Genomic DNA, 15,582 nt, shown 5'->3' with positions numbered 1-15,582 from the left:
CGACATTGTTTTTTTCGCTTTGTCCTATGATAAAAGCGCCTGGAAGGACTTTGTAAGTCTTCCAGGCGCTTTTGACGTGGCTGAAAATGATATCTGGCACCTTGGTTTTCCACACCTGATGGGTGAGAAATCTGGATTTTTGCTCATTTTATTTTCCTGTGGCTTTTTTCCTGAAAATATCAAGGGCATGACTTGTGACCCCACAAAAATCCTCCCGCTCACAGGTGGTAAAATGATACTTGAGATATAACTGAAACTTTTCATCGTCCATTTGGTCCAGCGATTCCCTCATTAATAAAGCACAGCCGTCTGTCGCCACATAATGTAAGCGGACCGTGGGAAAAGGAGCCATCAACCGGTCGATATCCTCTTTTCGCACCAGTTCAAACAGGTCCTTGGGTTCCGATCTGGCGGCAAAGGTTTCCCCATCCACCAGACCATTTTTTATATATTCCGCCACATCGATATTCCCCCGATGGAACCCTTCATCCAGCAGGCAGCCGTCGGAGATGACATAAGCCGCAAAGATGATTCCTCCCTCCTTTGTGACACGGATGGCCTCCCTGAGCGCCTTCTCTTTGTCCTCATCGCAATAGAGATGGTAAAGGGGCCCCAGCAGCAGTGTCAGATCGTACCAGCTGTCGGGAAAACCCGATAAATCCAAAGCGTTCCCTTGTACAATGGTGATATTTTCACCCTGGACCGTATTTTTGCGGAAGATCTCTATATTGTGTTCCACCAGTTCCACCGCGTCAACCTGATAACCCTGCCGGGCCAAGGTGTGGGAATATCGTCCTGTGGCAGCCCCGATTTCAAGGACCCGGCTTCCAGGGGTCAGATACTTTTGAATATAATTCATGGTAGTCAGAAACTCCACCGAACCATGTCTAGAGCAAAGCCGTTGATCCTCATCGTAATGATTGTAGAAATCCGTCACATAGGGGTTAGTCTCCATCTCGCACCTCCTCATTTCAAGCTTTTTCTTTTTCCTTCACAAGGGCTGACAGCAGCCCACGGACCATTTTTTCCTGGCTGTTCTCCTCCAGAAACAGCTTGCCCGTCGCTGTCAACACCGCCATTCCATGGGTATAAAGGAACAAATCCAGGAAGATTTCTTTTCCATCCTCCAGCCGCACTCCCAGCTGCTCCGAAAAAACCTGGGCCTTTTTTTCGTTTCCCACTTCCCGGTAAAAATCTTTCGGTTGGGCCATCCGCAAATCCATATCACTTATAAACAGCAGCCGAAATAAAAATGTTTCCTCCCTGGCAAATTGAAGATAGGAAAGGGGCAGAATCAAATACGGCTCCACCCAGGAGGATTTTTCATAGTCAGCTACATATTGCTGATAAAAATCAAAGGCAAACTCCAGAAAATCCCTTTTTAATTCCTCCATATTTTCATAGCAGGTAAAAATGGGCTGTGTGGAACAATTCATTCTGTCCGCGATTCTTCTGGCGTTTACGGTGTCAAATCCATCTTCTCTGGTGAGCCCTAAAACAGTATCCAAAATCATTTCCTTTGATATCCTTGCTTTGGGCGGCATTTCGTTATCTCCCCTTGCAAAATTGCATTAAATAACATTAGTTATATAACAATCATTATATAAAAAAGAAATTTTGTCAAGTCATGCCCAAATCTTTTCTGTATTCATTCCTTTGGCTACCTACCGCCTTTTAATAAACAACCAGAGCCTTCCGCATCAGCTTGTACTGAAGCGGAAGGCTCTGGTTTATTGTTTATGCTTTATTTCCGGGCTCATTTCTCAGCCGACATTTTCAGCAGCCTTTGCACCGGCGATGCGGCCAAAGACCACGAAATCGGCCACAGCGTTGCCGCCCAGACGGTTTGCGCCGTGAACGCCGCCGGTGATCTCTCCGGCAGCATAGAGGTTGGCAATGGGAGCGCCTTCCCCGTTGAGGACCTGGGTATCGGTGTTGATTTTCAGGCCGCCCATGGTGTGATGGACACCGGGGCTGACCTTGATGGCATAGTAGGGAGCGGTATCCAGCGCCTCAGCAAAGCTGGTGCGGCCAAATTCCTCGTCCTTACCGGCAGCCACAGCGCCGTTCCAGGCTTCCATGGTAGCGGCAAAGTCAGCGGCGGGAACGCCCATCGCCTCAGCCAGAGCCTCGTAAGTATCGCCCTGTACAGTATAGCCCTTGGTGATATAGCCTGCGATGACGCTGGAAGCATCCACCATCTTCTGGTCGATCACCAGCCAGCCGTAGCTGCCGGTCTGAGCGATTTCAGCGGCGCTGACGGCATCACGGGTACCTACCTCGTCGCAGAAGCGCTTTCCCTCGGCATTGACCAGGATAGCGCCGTCGCCACGGAGACCCTCAGTGATCAGAGCGGCAGTCTCTACTTCCACAGTGGGGTGAATCTGGATCTGATCCATGTCCACAGTAGCCGCGCCGATGGCCTGAGCCATGGCGATGCCGTCGCCCTGAGCGCCGGGAGCATTGGTGGTGGCAAAGCCAGCCAGCTCGGGCTTATACTCGGTGACCATTTCCAGGTTCGCGCCAAATCCGCCGGTAGCCAGTACCACGCTGCCTGCGTTGACGGTCACTTTGGCTCCACCCTCGCCGGTGGCGGTAATGCCCACAGCAGCGCCGGTGTCATCGGTGAGGATGCTGTCAGCCTTGGTGTTGAGCAGCAGCTGGATACCCAGCTCCTTGCAGTTTTTCTCCAGAATCGGGATCATATAGGAACCAACGGACAGGGTCTTGCCCTCGGCATCCACAGGGCGGTGGATACGCTTGACGGAAGCGCCGCCGAAGCTGCCCACGCTGGGCAGATCGATGCCGATGGATTTGAGCCAATCGATGCTGTCGGCACTGTTGTTTACCAGAGCAGCCACCAGAGCGGGATCATTGACGCCTTTGCCGCCAATGAGGGTATCCAGCTGGAACAGCTCAGCGCTGTCAAAATAACCAGTGGGATTGGCCTGATAATCCGCCCACTGCTGGGTGACGGTCGCGGTAAGGGCGGCAATGGTCTCATTGGAAGCGTACTCCGCGGCGCTTGCCAGAGTTTTGTCCACACCGGCGTTCTCGGTGAACTCATTGGCATCCTGAGCGGTGGTCTTGGCTGCGTTCATACCGCCGGTGGCCCGGACGGAGTTGCCGCCTACCATGGCCATGCTCTCCACCAGAACCACCTGCTTGCCTTCCTTGGCAGCGGTGATGGCGGCGGTCATACCTGCGCCGCCGGCTCCCACCACCACAACATCGGCAGTGATTTCCTGATCTTCAGCAGCGGCGGTCTCGCCGGTTCCCGCAAAAGAGGCGGGGTCCAGACCCATGGCGGTCACAGCAGCTTTGGCCGCTTCCACTACAGCCTTGCTGGTGATGGTGGCGCCGCTGATGGCATCCACATCCAGGGTCTGTCCGGAAACCATCTTGGGGGGCAGCTGCTCCAAAGCGGCAGAACCCACACCCTCGGTCTCGCCCGGGCCTTCAGCAACCACTTCGGTGATCTTGCCGTCGGCAACGGTTACGGTGACGGATACATCTCCGCCAAAGCCCTTTGCTGTACCGGTAGCACTCTGTGCCCCGGTAGAGGCTGTGCTTTCTTCACTGGAGGGGGAGGCGGCAGGCTGACTGCCTCCGCAGGCGGCGAGGCCCATAGTCATGACGATTGCCAAAACTACCGCAAGGGCTTTCCGGCTGTTTTTCCACAGATTTCTCATGCAAGTTTCTCCTTTTACTGTTCCTGTTTTGTGAGAGAATCTCTCGTTGAACAAGAGACAGTATAACGGATTGTTAATTGTATGTCAAAACAATTTTCCAGCTTTTGCCTGGTTCTTTTCATTTTTGTGAAAAATCCCGTAAAACTATATGTATTTTTCAACAAATTTATGCGAATATTTTTCGTCATAATCACAATTTATATTTTAATTAAATACATTTGTGCTCATTTTAGTATTTCATTAAAATACAACTAAGAAATATTGCAAAGCTACAAGCTCTTCCTGGTGCGCCTGGTACTGCATTCCGATTGCGGTCATAGGCAAAACACAGCTTTTCTAAAATCAGGACGACTTCGGCTGGAAAAATTCTCTCTCCAAATCTGCGTAAAAAGTTCTTTCCGCCATTCGAAATTTGAACAATGGATACTTTTCCCTGACAACGATCAGCATCGTTTGTACCGAAATTTCCTCCTTCCCATTTACATTCAGGTCCGCAGGAAATGAATAATGCCCCTGTACCTGAGGTATCAGGGGCAATTTTTGAATTGATTGAAATCTGGACAAACGCTGCGAAACCAAAGCTTTCTCCCATGGATCAGACCAGCCGACAGCGATCCATTTTTTTCTTGCGGCGGGATAGTTATCCCTGCCAACCTCGTGCGGAAGGGTCCAGGGCATCCGCCGCCTGATACAGTAAAGCGTTACAGATGGCGGCGGCCACATTGCTGCCTCCCTTGCGGCCCATGGCGGCGATCACCGGCACTCCCAGGCACAGGCAGGTCTCCCACAGCAGTTCCTTACTTTCCACCACGTTGACAAAGCCTACGGGAGCGGCCACAATCAGGGCGGGACGGTAACCTTTTTCCATCAGCTCCACCGCCCGCAGCAGCGCCGTGGGAGCATTACCTACCGCCAGTAATCCGTTGGGGTATTCCTCAGCTGCCCGGTCCACACAGACCACCGCTCGGGTGGACCCTCGCTCCTTTGCCTGGCGGGCGGTCTCCTCCTCCGCCATAAAGCAGCGAATCTCTCCCCCCAGTCGGGCCAGAATCGGCTTGCTCACTCCTGCCCGGGCCATATTGGTGTCGGTGACGATAACACCGCCCTTCGCCAGATAAGCCGCTCCTGCGGCCACCGCATCAGACGAAAAACGGAGATTCTCCCCATAATCAAAGTCCGCTGTGGTGTGGATGACCCGCCGCACCACAGCTTCCTGCTCCGGCGGGACGAAAATGCCCCGCTCCTTCATTTCCCGGGTGATGATTGCCATGCTGGTGCGCTCAATATCCCCCGGCAGATAATGCTCCGGTCTCAAAACTCCACTCCCTTTCTGGCTTTGATTCCCCGCTCATAGGGGTGCTTGTGGCAGCGCATTTCAGTGGAATAGTCCGCCGCCTCCATCATCCATGGGGCAGGCTCCCTCCCGGTGAGGACCATTTCCTGGTTTTTGGGGCGCTCCAGCACCGCCCGGCGGAGCAGCTGATGGTCCACCATCTCCAGCTGCCAGGCGCTGCAGGCCTCATCCAGCACCACCAGATCCCACTGGCCTTCCAGCAGCTGCCGCAGGTTTTCGTCCTGAAGCTGCCGGGTCTCCTCCCGCTCCTCCGGGGTCATCTGAAAAACAAACTTCCGGCTGCCCTTCCCGGACCAGACCGAAGCCCCCAGCTGCCGCAGAGGTTCCAGCTCTCCGCTGGTCCCGCTTTTGAGGAACTGGAGCACCGCCACCCGCAGGCCGTTTCCCAGCGCCCGCACTGCCAGTCCCATGGCGGCGGTGGTTTTTCCCTTGCTGTCTCCCCAGTACAAGTGGAGCAGCCCCAACTGTTCATCCATGCTCATAGTCCTCCATTGCCTTCCAAATGGCTTTCAGGTCCAGATTTTCCCGCACCTGCCGGGCCAGCAGGTCATATTGCCGCTCCTTGTAGGCCCAGTGGCTTTCCGGGACGGCATCTTCCGGGTGTAAACCCTTCCGTTCCAGCAGCCATCGGGCCAGGGCGGCGGTCAGCTCCCCGGTGTCAAACAGCCCATGGAGATAGGTTCCCCACACATCCCCCCGCCATGCGCCCTCGGTTCTGCCATCAGAGAGGACGCAGAAGGGCTCTCCCCCTCCGGTGGTGCGGCCCATGTGGATCTCATATCCCTCTATAGCCGCTCCCTTCATCTGGGGAGCCTGTACAACAGCGGAAACCCGGGTCCTGGTCTTTTCCCCAGTAAAGACAGTCTCCTGGGGGAGCAGACCCATTCCCGCCAGCTCCCCACCGTGCTCCACGCCCAGGGGATCAGAGAGCTTGCGCCCCAGCATCTGATAGCCACCGCACACCCCCAGCACCGGAGTATCTGCCGCAGCCAGCTTGAGAATTGCCGCTTCCAGACCATTCTGCCGCAGCCACAGCAGGTCCTCCATGGTATTTTTGGTTCCGGGAAGAATCACCAGATCCGGCGCCCCCAGTTCCTCCACCCGCTCCACATACCGCACCCCCAGGGCCGGATGGGCTTCCAGGGGGGAAAAGTCGGTAAAGTTGGAGATGCGGGGCAGGCGGATGACCGCCACATCCACCGGACGGTGGGCCTGACGCTGGTCCAGGCGGGTGGAAAGGCTGTCCTCATCGTCTATATCCGCCCGGATATAGGGAACCACTCCCAGCACCGGGATGCCGGCTCGCTCCTCCAGCATCTTCAAACCGGGACGGAGGATTTCCGGGTCACCCCGGAATTTATTGATGACAAGACCCACGATCCGCTGACGTTCCTCCGGTTCCAGCAAAGCCACCGTGCCATAGAGCTGCGCGAACACCCCGCCCCGGTCGATGTCCCCCGCCAGCAGCACCGGGGCATCCAGCATCTGAGCCAGACCCATGTTGACAATATCATGTTCCCGGAGGTTGATTTCGGCGGGACTGCCCGCCCCCTCAATAACGATGACATCATACTGGGCCGCCAGACTGTCAAATGCCTGGCGAATCACCGGCTTGAGGCTCTCCTTTTTCCGGTAATATTCGGCGGCCCCCATCTGGCCCCATACTTCTCCCAGCACGATCACCTGACTGCCGGTATCACTGGAGGGCTTGAGGAGGATGGGATTCATCCGCACATCCGGTTCCACTCCCGCCGCTTCCGCTTGTACCACCTGGGCCCGACCCATTTCCAGACCGTCCCGGGTGATATAGCTGTTGAGGGCCATATTCTGGCTTTTGAAGGGAGCCACCCGCAGGCCATCCTGACGGAAAATACGACAGAGAGCGGCACACAAAAGGCTTTTTCCCGCCCCGGACATAGTCCCCTGAATCATAATGATTTTTGCCATCCTACAGCACCTCCCTGAGCGCCGCCAAAAGCCGCTGGTTCTCTTCTTCCGTCCGCACCGCTGTCCGATAATAATCCGGCCCCAGGCCGTGATAATTCTTACAGCTGCGCAGGGTGATTCCCCGCTGTTCCAGGGCCTCGGTCAGGCCGGGGCGATGGACCTTGAACAGCAGATAATTGGCCGCTCCGGGCCAGACGGTGCAGCCCAGCTCTTCCAGCCCTTTTTGAAGGACAGGCCGCTGTCTGGTAATCAGCTGCCGCACCTGGGACACATACTCCGTTTCCTGTAATGCTGCCAGTCCCGCCGCCTGGGCCAGGGAGGAAACGCCCCAGGGCTGCCCTGCCCCGGCCATTTTTTCCAGCAGCACTGTATCACCGCATAGGCAGTACCCCAGCCGCACCCCGGCCATGGCATACATCTTGGTGAAGGCTTTGAGAATCAGCAGATTGGGGAAGTCCCCCACCTGTCCCCGGAGGGTGTGAGCTTCCTGGTCCTCCAGAAAGTCCCCGAAGCACTCGTCTACCACCAGCAGCGCCCCTGTCCGGCGGCACCGCTCCAACACTTCCAAGAGCAGCTGCCGGTCCGACACCGCGCCGGTGGGATTGTTGGGCTCGCAGAGGAACACCATCTCCACGCCGGGGGTGATGGCTTCCAACAGTCGAGAGGTCAGGACAAAGCCCTCTTCCTCCCGGAGAAAGAACCGTTCCACCTGGCAGTCCGCCAGCGTGAGGGCCTGTTCATACTCCCCGAAGGTGGGGGCGGTAATCAATGCCCGGCGGGGGCTTACAGCCAGCACCCCCCGGAAAATCAGGTCCGCCGCTCCATTGCCGCAGAGAATCTGCTCCGGAGGCAGTCCTTCCCGCTCCCCCAGTCGCTGCCGCAGCGTCCGGCACAGAGGGTCTGGATACCGGTGGGCCTCCGACAAAGCGGCAATGATTCCCCGGCGCACTCCCTCCGGCAGCCCCAAAGGGCTGACATTGGCGCTGAAATCCAAAGGGGGACGACCATACCGGGCTTCATAGCCCGCCCAGTCCCCACCGTGCATCAGTTCCATTCCTTGCTCCTTTCTATCCCACTATCCCAGCAGCGTCACCGCCGCCAAACGGACTCCGCCCAACAGCAGCAGCGCCAGCAGGGAGGCCGTCATCATCATCCGGTTTGCCCGGCGGATATCCTCCGGCTCCACTGGCCGGACAGGGTCCCCGATGGTGGGCTTTTCCACCACCTTGCCAAAATAGGAGGCGTTTCCCGCCAGCTGGATTTCCAGCAGACCCGCGCAGGCCGCTTCCGTCTGGGCGGAATTGGGGCTTGCGTGGTTCCGGCGGTCCCGCCGCCAGATGCGCCAGCCGTTTTTCCCATTTCCTCCGGTGAGAACCCCTCCCGCCAACAGCAGCAATGCTGACAGCCGGGCGGGAAGATAGTTTGCCACATCATCCAGCTTGGCGGCATACCGGCCAAAGTGGAGATACCGGTCATTTTTATACCCCACCATACTGTCCATGGTGTTGACGGCCTTGTACATCATCCCCAAAGGCGCGCCCCCGATCATCAAATAAAAAAGCGGGGCCACCACCCCATCGGAAAAATTCTCCGCCACCGTCTCCACAGCGGCCTTGGTCACTCCCTGGGCTGTCAATGCCTGGGTATCCCGGCCCACAATGCGGCTGACCGCCTTCCGGGCCGATTCCAGGTCCCCTTTTTCCAGCTCCGCCAGTACCCGGCAGCTTTCCTGCGCAAGGCCCCTGGCTGCCAGCGCCTGCCAGCACCAAAGGACCTGGAGAACAAAAGCCAGCGCCGGATGGATCAGATTCGCCAGAAAAATGGCCCCGCCGCAGACCGCCAGCGTACCCAGGGGCAGAATTACCGCCAGACAGGCTCCCGCCCGCCGCTCCCCTTCCGGGGTTTGAGGGAAAATCCGCCGCAGTCCTCTTTCCAAAGCAGTGATACACCGGCCCATCAGCACCACCGGATGGGGCATCCAGGCAGGGTCCGCCAGCAGTGCGTCCAGCAGGCAGCCCAGGGCCGCCGCCAGTAAAATTTCCATACTTCTTCATCCTTTACGTTCTTCCGGTGGGAAAAGGGTTCCAAAATTCAGATTTTCATCGGAACATAGGGAATGTATCAGGATAGACCGTCCCCCAGAAAACATCAGCCGCCTGTCCCGCTGCTTCTGCTCAGGTGACCGCCTGGGGGCATACCAGGAACGATACCTCCCCTTCCAGCGTCAGCTTCCCCTGGCTTTTCCAAGAGGTGGTATCCAGAAGATACCCTCCCGCGTTGCCGGAACACCAGTGATAATACTCCTTCTGAGGCAGGGCAAACCGCTCCATCACCGCCATCTGGGTCCCGCCGTGAGCCATAACGGCGATTTCCTTACAGTCTGCGGCAAGGCTCTCCTCCACCAGCCGGGCGAAGGCGGCGCAGCTGCGGTCTGAAAATTCTCCCCGGGTCTCCCCGCCGGGGCAGCGTCCGGTACAATCCTCCCCCACCCAGGAAATATAATCCGGGTCATGTTCCATCTCAATATAATTGCGTCCCTCAAAGATACCGAAGCACATCTCCCGCAGGTCCTCCACCACCGTCAGGGGAGTGTGGGGGAAGAGAATCTCAGCGGTTTCTCTGGCCCGCACCAGGGGGGAAACATACACCCGGTCCGGACAAATGGGGGCCGGGGCCAGCTGCCGCCTGCCCTCGTCACACAGCGGGATATCCCGGGTGCCCTGGTACCGTTTTTCCTTATTATAGGCCGTCAGCCCGTGGCGCAGGAGATAAATTTTCATTCTTCTCCCTCCTTTTTGGGCTGCCACCGGGCGGCGGCGTCGGCAAACCGGGCAGCCAGGGGCAGCTTTCCACCCAAATGGAGATGGGGGAATCCGGCATACAGGTTTTCTCCCGTAAAGGCGCACCGCCAGCTTCCCTGTCCAGAGGCTTTCACCGCTTCCAGGCTCTCCCCGTTACAGTCGGTGTCCCAGTGATGGAACTCATGGGCGGGAACCTGCTCCCCAGGGCGGAACAGCATACTTTCCTGTTCCCCTGAAAGGGTGATGTATCCGAACCGCCGCAGCGCTCCGGTGCCGCTGCCCTTGCCGGAAAAGAACCCCACCATGGGATAGGACTTCTTTTCCGGGTCCTCCAAGCTTCGCTGGAGATAGAGAAAGCCGCCGCACTCCGCCACAGTGGGCATCCCGGCGGAGATGGCCTCCATGATGGAGCGGCGCATGGAGCTGTTCTCGCTCAACTGCCGGGCGTACAGCTCCGGATAGCCCCCGCCCAGATAAAGCCCCTGGACCCCTTCCGGCAGGGTTTTGTCCCGCAGTGGGCTGAAAAAGGCCAGCTGCGCCCCCGCTTCCTCCAGGGCTTCCAGGCTGTCGGCATAATAAAAGCAGAAGGCTTCGTCCCGGGCCACGGCGATGACACACCGGGGCGGGGCGGAAAAATAAGGCTCCACCGGCGGCAGGGGACGCACTCTCCGGGCGATGGTCAGCACCCGGTCCAGGTCCACTGTCCGCTCCACCTGCTGTCCCAGAGCGGCGCTGCGGCGGGTAAAGTCCTCCACCTCCCCGGCGGTGAGAAGCCCCAGGTGACGGCTGGGGATCACCGCTTCCTCCATGGGGGGAAGGTACCCCAGCACCGGAAGCCCTGTTTCCTTCTGGAGGATGGGGGTGAGGTGGCCGTACATCCGGGGGGTGCAGCGGTTGAGGATGATTCCTGCCAGGCGGGAGGCCCTGCGGAACTGACGCAGGCCCTTCACCTGAGCCGCCAGGGTGAGGCTGCTGCCGCCTGGACAAACCACCAGGATCACCGGCGTGGAGGTGCGGTTGGCCACATCCCAGGCGCTGGCCTCATGGGTGCCTCCCACCCCGTCATAGAAGCCCATGGCCCCTTCCAGCACCGCCAAAGAACCGCCGTGGCGGGAAAGGGTCCGCTTCACCGCCCGCTCCCCCTGCAAAAACAGGTCCAGGTTCCGGCTGGGAATCCCCAAGAGACGAGTGTGGAACATGGGGTCTATGTAATCAGGGCCGCACTTGAAGGCCCGCACATCCACGCCCCGATCCCTCAGAGCGGCCAGCAGGCCCCAGGTGACGGTGGTTTTGCCGCTGCCGCTGCTCATGGCGGCCAGCATGATTCTACTCATGGCACCCTCCTGTAATGAGAAAAATGGGGTTCTGGGCCATCATCAGGTGAAGCCGCCCCACCCCTTTGGCCCGGCTGACCGCCAGCTGGGTCACATGGACCTCATCCCCCAGCTCTGTCAGGGTCTCCAGGGCCAAATGGACCGTTTCCAGGGCGATGGCGGAAACACAGATCCGGGCCCTGGGGCTCAGACGGCGGATGAGACGCAAAATCTCCGGCAATTCTCCTCCGGAACCTCCCACAAAGACGGCGTCAGGGGTGGGGAGCTGTTCCAGCGCTTCCGGGGCGCGGCCCTCCATCACTTCCAGATTGCCGCTCACACCGAATTTGCGGCCATTTTCCCGGATCAGGGCGCAGGCCTCCGGCTTTTCCTCCACGGCAAACACCTTTCCCCGGCGGGCAAGGAGCGCCATTTCCACCGAAACCGAACCGGTCCCGGCCCCTACATCCCACAGCAGGTCATCGGCACGGATTTCCAGCAGCCCCATCGCCGCCGCCCGCACCTCCCGCTTGGTCATCGGCACGGTTTTCCCCTCAGAGCGGCAAAATTCCCCGTCGGGGATGCCGGGGGTCACCACCTGACGCAAAGGGGTTACGTCCACAGGACGGCGCACCAGCAGAACGCTTAAAGAGGCGAAGGTTTTTTCCGTCAGCTCCCCTACCGTCCCCCGGACCAAATTTTCATCCGGGCGGCCCAGGTTCTCCCCCACCACGGCAACCGCCTGTTCAAAGCCCGCCTGGGTCAGGAGCCCACACAGCTCCGCCGGTCCCTGCCGTCCGCCTGTGAGGAAAAACACTGTTTGATGCTCCCTCAAAAGGGCAGCAGGGTCACAGTCCGCTCCGTGGGCCGAGGCCAGATGCCAACCCTGCCAGGGCTCCCCCAGCCGGGCGGACAGCAGCTGGATGCTGGAAATGCCTGGCAGGACCTCTGCTTTCCAACCTTGGTCCCGCAACAGGGGCAGCAGCCCGCCAGCGCCGGAATGAAAGCCGGTATCCCCGCTGTAGAGGACACAGGGGCGCTCCGGCCGCTCCCGCTCCAGCAGCTCCACCAGCTGACGGGGATGGATGGCGGCAAAGCGCCGGGAAGGGTATTCCTCCCCCAGATCCTCCAGCAGCCTGGGGGCTCCCAACAGGCAGTCCGCCCCCAGAAGGGTTTCCTTTGCCTCCTGTGTCAGGGTAAGGGGAAACCCGCTGCCCATGCCCACCAATGTGACCTTCACTTGCCTTCCTCCTCCAACATCTTTCGGACTTCTTCCACCAGCACCGGGATGCTGTCCACCCCATCCGTCTGCTCCTGAGGACGGCGCACCAGCACCACCCGGACCCCCATGGCCCGGGCAGCCTCCAGCTTTTCCTCCATGCCGCCGGGAGCTCCCCCATCCTTGGTGACCATCCAGCGGATGTGATACTGTTCCAGCATCGCTTCATTCATCCGCCTGGTAAAGGGTCCCTCCATGGCAATGATATTCCGGTGGGCAAGTCCCAACGCCTCGCAGGCGGCGATACTGGCCGCCGTAGGCAGCACCCGGGCGTACAGCCGGGTCTTTTCCACCCCGGCAAAGGCGGAAAGCTCCTTGGCCCCGGTGGTCAGCAGGATATTTCCTTCCTCCGCCGCCAAAAGCCGGGCCGCCTGGGCGCAGTTGTCCACCGTCAAAGCTTCCTCACCGGCTGCCTGGGGACGAACCAGCCGCCGCAGGGGAATCCCGGCCTTTTCACAGGCCAGACGGATGTTGCCGCTCACCTCCACGGCGTAAGGATGGGTAGCGTCGATGCACAGGCCCGCACCCCGTAAAAGTTCCGCCATTTCTTCGGCGCCAAGACGCCCGGTGAGGATTTCCACCTGTTCCAGCCCCGCCAACTCTTCTTTTCCCAGAGGGGTGGCCACCGAAACCTGAAGGGTCAGGGGCAGCGCCCCCAACTCCCGGGCCAGCTGCCGTCCCTCAGTGGTGCCGCCGAATAATACTACTCTCATCCTTTGGCCTCATAGCCCCGGGGAGTGACCATCCGCTCCCCCAGCCTTCTGGTCTGGCTGTTGCCGATAAAAACGGTGGCGAACATATCCAACCGGGCTTCCCGCAGCTGTTCCAGGGTGGTGATCTCTTTTTCCTCTCCATCCCGGCCTATGTTCCGCACCCAGCCGCAGACCGTCTCTGGGCTCCGGCTTTCCAGCAGGATGTCGCAGGCCCGCTTGAGGTAGTCCTGGCGCTTGCGGCTGGCGGGATTATAAAGACAGAGACAGAAGTCTCCCTCCCCGGCGCCCCTCAGACGCTTTTCAATCTTCTCCCAAGGGGTGAGGAGGTCTGACAGGGAAATAACGGCGAAATCATGCATCAGCGGAGCCCCCAGCAGCGCCGCGCCGGACAGGGCCGCCGTCACACCGGGCACCACGATGACCTCCACCTGAGGAAACTGCTCCGCCAGCTCCAGAATGGGTCCGGCCATGCCGTAAACCCCGCTGTCGCCGCTGCACACCATGGCGGTGGTCTTGCCGCTGTCCGCCGCTTCCAAAGCCATGCGGCACCGCTCCAGCTCCTGAGTCATGGGGGTGGTGAGGATCTCCTTACCCGGAAAAAGAGGGGCAACGAGATCAATATAAACGGTGTACCCGGCCAGCACCTGGCTTTCCTCCAGGGCTTGCCGTGCCTGCCCGGTGAGAAACTCCTCCCCGCCGGGGCCCAGGCCCACCACATACAACTGCTTCATGGATAGATCCTCCAGTCCGGATGGAAGTCGCCCACAGCCAGAGCCATGGTGATCCCATCCCCTTTTGTTTTGGGGACAAGCAGCCTGCCGCCCCCCAGCACCGCGCTTCGCTCGCAGACATTGTCCACACCAGTGACCTGCCGGACAAAGGCCGAGGAAGAAAAATCCCCTTCCGCTTCCAAAAGCTCCTGAGCGGTGAAGATTTTAAGGGGAAGCCGCCGGGCCTCACAGAACGCCAGCAGCCCCGGCTCCTCCTGTTTGAGGTCGATGGTGGCAACCTTCGCCACAGCCTCTTCCGCCAGATCCCGCTCACCCATCAGGCGGGAAAAGGCAGATTCCAGCGCCTCACAGGAAGTTCCCTTCCGGCAGCCCACCCCCAGGGTGAGGATTCTGGGGGCCAGCCGCAATCCAGGGGCAGCCTTCGGGGACAGGTCCACCACAATCTGGGCCTGCTGCCGGTCCGAAACGGCTCTCAGTCCCTGCGGCATCTCACCGGCAATGGGCCAGCGGCTCCAAAAGGTGACTTTTTCCCCTGCCAGCAGAGAGGAAGAAACGCCCTTGATCTTTTTGGGGTCCAGTACCGCCATCTTCTGGGTTCTGGCCCACTGGTCCACGGGAAAAACGCCCCGCCGGTCGGTGGCCGTGGTGACCACAGGGACCCCGCCGCACCGGGCTGCCAGCAGCCGGGCCAGGTCGTTTCCTCCCCCCAGATGCCCTGAGAGAAGCGGGATGACAAAGGCCCCCGTCTCGTCCACCGCCACCACCGCCGGGTCCCGGGTCTTGTCCCGAACAAAAGGTGCGATGGCCCTCACGGCGATCCCTGCCGCTCCTACAAAAACCAGTCCCTCATACCGGGAAAAAGCCTCTGCCGTCCAGAGGGAAAGGGAGAATTCCTCCCGGCCATAGCCCCGCTCCACCGGCGCGCCGGGGAAATCCTCCGCCAGCAGCCGGGCCAGCGCCTCCCCCCTGGGGGAAAAGGCCACAAATGCCGTTTTCATCGGCTGGCCTCCCGGAACTCGGTGGAAAAGCCGGGGTCATAAAGGCAGCTGCGGTCGTAGGAACCAGCCAAAAAGTCTCCCACCAGCACCAGGGCGGTCTTTTTGATTCCCTCCCTGGCGCCGGTCTCGGCCAAAGTGCCTACGGTACACCGGGCCACCCGCTCCTCCGGCCAGCTGGCCTTATACACCAGAGCGGCAGGAGTATCAGGGGTATAGGCCCCCTTTAACAGCTCCGTCTGGAGGCCCTCCAGCATTCCGGCAGAAAGGAAGATGACCATGGTGGCCCCGTGAGAAGCCAGGGAAGCGATGCTCTCCCTCTCCGGCACCGGCGTCCGCCCTGCCATTCGGGTGATGATGACGCTTTGGCTCACCCCCGGCAGGGTGTACTCCCCGCCCACGGCAGCGGCGGCTCCGCAAAAGCTGGAAACACCGGGGCACACATCCCAAAGGATGCCCATGCGGTCCAGAGCATCCATCTGCTCCCGGATGGCTCCATACAGGCAAGGGTCCCCGGTGTGCAGACGCACCAGTTCCAGGCCTCTTCCCTCAGATTCCTCCATCACCGCCAGTACCTGCTCCAGGGTCATCTCAGCACTGTTATAAACGGCGCACCCCTCCCGCAGGGTCCCCAGTAAGGCGGGATTGACCAGGCTTCCGGCGTAAATGACCACATCGGCCCGGCGCAGCAGCTCCAGCCCCCGCACCGTAATGAGATCCGGCGCGCCGCAGCCCGCCCCTACAAAATGTACCATGG

The 15,582-nt window shown here is 59.6% G+C and carries 16 protein-coding genes; all 16 read right to left on the bottom strand.

Features of this window, described 5'->3' with window-relative positions:
- Positions 1–148: 148 nt before the first annotated feature.
- The 16 genes from BQ5383_RS11765 to cobM all read right to left on the bottom strand — a co-directional run bounded on the left by BQ5383_RS11765 (position 149) and on the right by cobM (position 15,580).
- On the bottom strand, positions 149–955 hold the full coding sequence (locus BQ5383_RS11765) for a class I SAM-dependent methyltransferase (RefSeq protein ID WP_071432214.1): 807 nt from the start codon (positions 953–955) through the stop codon (positions 149–151).
- A gap of 16 nt (positions 956–971) precedes the next feature.
- Positions 972–1,514 (bottom strand): TetR/AcrR family transcriptional regulator, encoded by a 543-nt coding sequence (locus BQ5383_RS11760; RefSeq protein ID WP_338061415.1) that lies wholly within the window; start codon positions 1,512–1,514, stop codon positions 972–974.
- 249 nt (positions 1,515–1,763) lie between these two features.
- Positions 1,764–3,692, bottom strand: coding sequence for a flavocytochrome c (locus BQ5383_RS11755; protein ID WP_071432210.1), 1,929 nt, complete (start codon positions 3,690–3,692; stop codon positions 1,764–1,766).
- A 229-nt stretch (positions 3,693–3,921) separates the two neighbouring features.
- The gene (locus BQ5383_RS20780; RefSeq protein WP_139193414.1) at positions 3,922–4,284 is read right to left on the bottom strand and encodes a hypothetical protein; all 363 of its coding nucleotides are present in this window, start codon (positions 4,282–4,284) and stop codon (positions 3,922–3,924) included.
- Between the two features lie 48 nt (positions 4,285–4,332).
- Positions 4,333–5,007, bottom strand: coding sequence for a precorrin-8X methylmutase (locus BQ5383_RS11750; protein WP_071432208.1), 675 nt, complete (start codon positions 5,005–5,007; stop codon positions 4,333–4,335).
- Positions 5,004–5,522, bottom strand: coding sequence for a cob(I)yrinic acid a,c-diamide adenosyltransferase (locus BQ5383_RS11745; RefSeq protein WP_071432206.1), 519 nt, complete (start codon positions 5,520–5,522; stop codon positions 5,004–5,006). The genes BQ5383_RS11750 and BQ5383_RS11745 overlap by 4 nt, the downstream gene beginning before the upstream one ends.
- Positions 5,515–6,993: a cobyric acid synthase gene (locus tag BQ5383_RS11740; RefSeq protein ID WP_071432204.1), complete on the bottom strand. Its 1,479-nt coding sequence runs from the start codon at positions 6,991–6,993 to the stop codon at positions 5,515–5,517. Before BQ5383_RS11740 ends, BQ5383_RS11745 begins: the two co-directional genes overlap by 8 nt.
- 1 nt (position 6,994) lies before the next feature.
- Positions 6,995–8,047, bottom strand: coding sequence for a threonine-phosphate decarboxylase CobD (cobD, locus tag BQ5383_RS11735; RefSeq protein WP_071432203.1), 1,053 nt, complete (start codon positions 8,045–8,047; stop codon positions 6,995–6,997).
- A gap of 21 nt (positions 8,048–8,068) precedes the next feature.
- Positions 8,069–9,037 carry an adenosylcobinamide-phosphate synthase CbiB gene (cbiB, locus tag BQ5383_RS11730; protein ID WP_071432201.1) on the bottom strand — a complete coding sequence of 323 codons (969 nt, stop codon included), beginning with the start codon at positions 9,035–9,037 and terminating at the stop codon, positions 8,069–8,071.
- A 130-nt stretch (positions 9,038–9,167) separates the two neighbouring features.
- A complete protein-coding gene (locus BQ5383_RS11725; protein ID WP_071432199.1) occupies positions 9,168–9,773 on the bottom strand; it encodes a histidine phosphatase family protein in 606 nt (201 codons plus the stop codon).
- The gene (locus BQ5383_RS11720) at positions 9,770–11,128 is read right to left on the bottom strand and encodes a cobyrinic acid a,c-diamide synthase CobB (RefSeq protein WP_071432197.1); all 1,359 of its coding nucleotides are present in this window, start codon (positions 11,126–11,128) and stop codon (positions 9,770–9,772) included. The genes BQ5383_RS11725 and BQ5383_RS11720 overlap by 4 nt, the downstream gene beginning before the upstream one ends.
- Positions 11,121–12,347: a bifunctional cobalt-precorrin-7 (C(5))-methyltransferase/cobalt-precorrin-6B (C(15))-methyltransferase gene (locus BQ5383_RS11715; protein ID WP_071432195.1), complete on the bottom strand. Its 1,227-nt coding sequence runs from the start codon at positions 12,345–12,347 to the stop codon at positions 11,121–11,123. Before BQ5383_RS11715 ends, BQ5383_RS11720 begins: the two co-directional genes overlap by 8 nt.
- A complete protein-coding gene (gene cobK, locus BQ5383_RS11710; RefSeq protein WP_071432193.1) occupies positions 12,344–13,099 on the bottom strand; it encodes a precorrin-6A reductase in 756 nt (251 codons plus the stop codon). Before cobK ends, BQ5383_RS11715 begins: the two co-directional genes overlap by 4 nt.
- Positions 13,096–13,830: a precorrin-3B C(17)-methyltransferase gene (gene cobJ / locus BQ5383_RS11705; RefSeq protein ID WP_083389944.1), complete on the bottom strand. Its 735-nt coding sequence runs from the start codon at positions 13,828–13,830 to the stop codon at positions 13,096–13,098. The genes cobK and cobJ overlap by 4 nt, the downstream gene beginning before the upstream one ends.
- Entirely contained in the window at positions 13,827–14,828 is a 1,002-nt protein-coding gene (locus BQ5383_RS11700; RefSeq protein ID WP_071432189.1) for a cobalt-precorrin 5A hydrolase, read from the bottom strand. Before BQ5383_RS11700 ends, cobJ begins: the two co-directional genes overlap by 4 nt.
- Complete coding sequence (gene cobM / locus BQ5383_RS11695; protein ID WP_071432187.1) at positions 14,825–15,580, bottom strand: precorrin-4 C(11)-methyltransferase; 756 nt, start codon at positions 15,578–15,580, stop codon at positions 14,825–14,827. Before cobM ends, BQ5383_RS11700 begins: the two co-directional genes overlap by 4 nt.
- Positions 15,581–15,582: the final 2 nt, after the last annotated feature.

The organism is Angelakisella massiliensis, from assembly GCF_900104675.1.
Lineage (GTDB): Bacteria > Bacillota > Clostridia > Oscillospirales > Ruminococcaceae > Angelakisella > Angelakisella massiliensis.
The sequence above is the reverse complement of the archived record's forward strand: the minus strand, read 5'-3'. Positions and strand labels throughout refer to the sequence as shown.

What these genes read in the sequence shown, in the direction of transcription:
- BQ5383_RS11765 (WP_071432214.1), bottom strand. Translation starts at nt 955, where the DNA reads ATGGAGACTAACCCCTATGTGACGGATTTCTACAATCATTACGATGAG.
- BQ5383_RS11760 (WP_338061415.1), bottom strand. Translation starts at nt 1,514, where the DNA reads ATGATTTTGGATACTGTTTTAGGGCTCACCAGAGAAGATGGATTTGAC.
- BQ5383_RS11755 (WP_071432210.1), bottom strand. Translation starts at nt 3,692, where the DNA reads ATGAGAAATCTGTGGAAAAACAGCCGGAAAGCCCTTGCGGTAGTTTTG.
- BQ5383_RS20780 (WP_139193414.1), bottom strand. Translation starts at nt 4,284, where the DNA reads ATGGGAGAAAGCTTTGGTTTCGCAGCGTTTGTCCAGATTTCAATCAAT.
- BQ5383_RS11745 (WP_071432206.1), bottom strand. Translation starts at nt 5,522, where the DNA reads ATGGATGAACAGTTGGGGCTGCTCCACTTGTACTGGGGAGACAGCAAG.
- BQ5383_RS11740 (WP_071432204.1), bottom strand. Translation starts at nt 6,993, where the DNA reads ATGGCAAAAATCATTATGATTCAGGGGACTATGTCCGGGGCGGGAAAA.
- cobD (WP_071432203.1), bottom strand. Translation starts at nt 8,047, where the DNA reads ATGGAACTGATGCACGGTGGGGACTGGGCGGGCTATGAAGCCCGGTAT.
- cbiB (WP_071432201.1), bottom strand. Translation starts at nt 9,037, where the DNA reads ATGGAAATTTTACTGGCGGCGGCCCTGGGCTGCCTGCTGGACGCACTG.
- BQ5383_RS11725 (WP_071432199.1), bottom strand. Translation starts at nt 9,773, where the DNA reads ATGAAAATTTATCTCCTGCGCCACGGGCTGACGGCCTATAATAAGGAA.
- BQ5383_RS11720 (WP_071432197.1), bottom strand. Translation starts at nt 11,128, where the DNA reads ATGAGTAGAATCATGCTGGCCGCCATGAGCAGCGGCAGCGGCAAAACC.
- cobK (WP_071432193.1), bottom strand. Translation starts at nt 13,099, where the DNA reads ATGAGAGTAGTATTATTCGGCGGCACCACTGAGGGACGGCAGCTGGCC.
- cobJ (WP_083389944.1), bottom strand. Translation starts at nt 13,830, where the DNA reads ATGAAGCAGTTGTATGTGGTGGGCCTGGGCCCCGGCGGGGAGGAGTTT.
- BQ5383_RS11700 (WP_071432189.1), bottom strand. Translation starts at nt 14,828, where the DNA reads ATGAAAACGGCATTTGTGGCCTTTTCCCCCAGGGGGGAGGCGCTGGCC.
- cobM (WP_071432187.1), bottom strand. Translation starts at nt 15,580, where the DNA reads ATGGTACATTTTGTAGGGGCGGGCTGCGGCGCGCCGGATCTCATTACG.